This window comes from Bacillus sp. XF8, from assembly GCF_017498755.1.
GTDB classification, from domain to species: Bacteria; Bacillota; Bacilli; order Bacillales; family Bacillaceae_G; genus Bacillus_A; species Bacillus_A bingmayongensis.
Genome location: NZ_JAGDQK010000106.1, coordinates 1 through 2,394 on the forward strand (window position 1 = coordinate 1; position 2,394 = coordinate 2,394).

At 34.1% G+C, this 2,394-nt stretch carries 1 protein-coding gene; it reads right to left on the reverse strand.

The window, feature by feature from the left end; translation table 11 throughout:
• Positions 1 to 201: 201 nt before the first annotated feature.
• Positions 202 to 1,821: an S-layer homology domain-containing protein gene (locus J4P91_RS28545; protein ID WP_207996779.1), complete on the reverse strand. Its 1,620-nt coding sequence runs from the start codon at positions 1,819 to 1,821 to the stop codon at positions 202 to 204.
• Between the last annotated feature and the right edge of the window lie 573 nt (positions 1,822 to 2,394).

Below are 2,394 nucleotides of genomic sequence, written 5' to 3' on the forward strand. Positions count from 1 at the left end.
AAAGTATCGCATTTGTGATTCTCCTTGTTCTTTTTTTCTAGAGTGTAGCCTCATTTAGAAAACTTTGCAACAGAACCCTAATAAGTATGGGTTACCCTCAAACAATAAAAACAGGCAAAATGCACAAAACTTTCGTTCTGGAGGGTATTATGAAATCTTAACTTGATGGGCATGGGGTGTATAACTTACTGCTTTAACTATTTAATTTTTCTCCTTGTTATAGACGATGTAACTAGGTTCATTATAAACCCACTTATCTGTACCAATTCTTAGCCAACCGTTCTTTTCTTCGTATACTGTAACTTTTTCACCTTTGCTTGCTTTTCTAACAACAGAATAGCTAGTTCCTGCCCCGCTTCGAACATTTACGCCAATACCATTAATTTCAGCCGTTCCAATTCCCTTTTGAATACTACCAGTTTCACTTAATTGAAGCATGTTTAATATGAATGCCGCTGTTTCACCACGAGTTGTTGTTCCTTTAGGGACATACAGATTATCTCCCATACCTTTTACAATACCTAAGCCGTATAATTTTTGTACAGCTTCTTTATAGATGATTTGATCTTTATCTGCAAATAGTAAGTTTGCCAACGGTCCATTTATTCCTTTATACTGTAATGCTTTATTTACAATGACCGCTGCTTCTTCTCTTGTAATAGGTGTGTTAGGATCAAAATAACCATTACCTCTACCAGAAATGATACCTACACTCGCAGTACGCTTAATACCATCACGTAAAGTTGAATTTACATCATTTAAGTCTTTAAATGATGCATCACCAGCTGGAAGATTTAGAGAATTAGAGATTAATTGAGCAAACTCAGCTCTTGTTACTGCTCTATTAGGCGCGAAAATTCCGTTTCCTTCTCCTACCATAATACCTCTTCTATTCAAATCGCGAATAGCTGGCTCATACCAACCTCCTGTTATATCATCTGTTGGTTGATTAAATTTATTATAATACCCTTCAACACCATTTACGAATGGAACCCATTGTCCACTGTTTATCATAATAGCAGGACAGTTTTTATTCTTCCATTTTTGGTGTTTCACGATGTTATTTAATGGTACACCCGTTTCTTTCATTAAATACGCTACAAGTTTCTTAGCATTATCTACTGCCTTATTGTAGTCACCATCACTGTTAACTGCAATTTCAATTGCAATAGATTCTCTATTACCTGGGCCATCATCGTCTCCTGCGTGCCATCCGTTCTCGTTTAATGGTAAGTGTTGATAAATCTCTTTATCATCTACTGTAAAGTGCCATGATGCAGTTCGGTCTGTGTTCCCTACTGCTTGGTTATATAAGTATTTGGCGTGGTTTTTAGCTCCTGCTCCTACACTTTTATTATCAGTCTCATGAATTGTAATATACTTGGGAATCATATGGTTTTGAGGGCGAATATTATCGTTCCCTTCTGGAACAATCCATTCAGTGAATGGAACGCCATTTATATTACTAGAAACTTTAGGTGCTGAAAAAGAAAGACTACGTTTTGTTCTATTTGGATTGTTAGGGACCGTTAATGTACCCGTTTCTTCATAAATACCTTCTGAACTTTGAAGACTATCCACTTTCTTATTATCAACAGTACCTTCACCACGTCCGTCTACTCCTTCAAAACTCTTTTCAATACTTTTTAAGGCCTGTTCATCTGATACTTGAAGTGAGTCTGTTCCGACTTGTTCTTGAACACTCATAGATTGATGGTTATTTACTGATTGTCGTTCTTCTGCGAACGATACCATCGGTGAGGATACTACCGTTAGTCCTACTGTTAATGCTACTACTTTTTTACTAAATTTAATACTCATGTTTAATTTGGTATATCTCGCAATTTTAGTAGATATACCTTCCTCCTTACACTTCTTTTAATGTGTATCATAATAGTTTGAAACCTAAAAATAACACCTTCATTTTTCATTACATATAATCAATCGAACTCTATAAATTCTCCTAGATATATCAATATTTAAGAGCATTTCAAACAATTATCAAAGAGATTGATAGGAACTGAAATAGTTCTCTTTTGCGATTTCAACCATACTATACATGATGATAAATCTTTGCTATAAATAAAAAAAGGAGAGATTTCTTATAATAGGTGCTTTAAAAAATCATCATGATGAGCGTGTATCCGTTTCTGAACAATCTTTATCTATTTCTGTAATAAGATCATTCATTCTTTTTTCATCTTTTGATATTATAATTTCCTTTACATTTATATAAATATTATATAATTAATATATAACGACATTCAACAAAATACGACATTTTTTTCATTTTTTATATTTACTAATAGGGGTCCCGCCCCATCGCTATCAAGCTAAGCTCATACAACGTCACTTATAGTAGAGGTTATTTCTTTTTTTCTAGAGGATACATGT

Bases quoted from the DNA above. Each gene is read 5' to 3' on its own strand.
- J4P91_RS28545 (WP_207996779.1), bottom strand. From the start codon at position 1,821: ATGAGTATTAAATTTAGTAAAAAAGTAGTAGCATTAACAGTAGGACTA.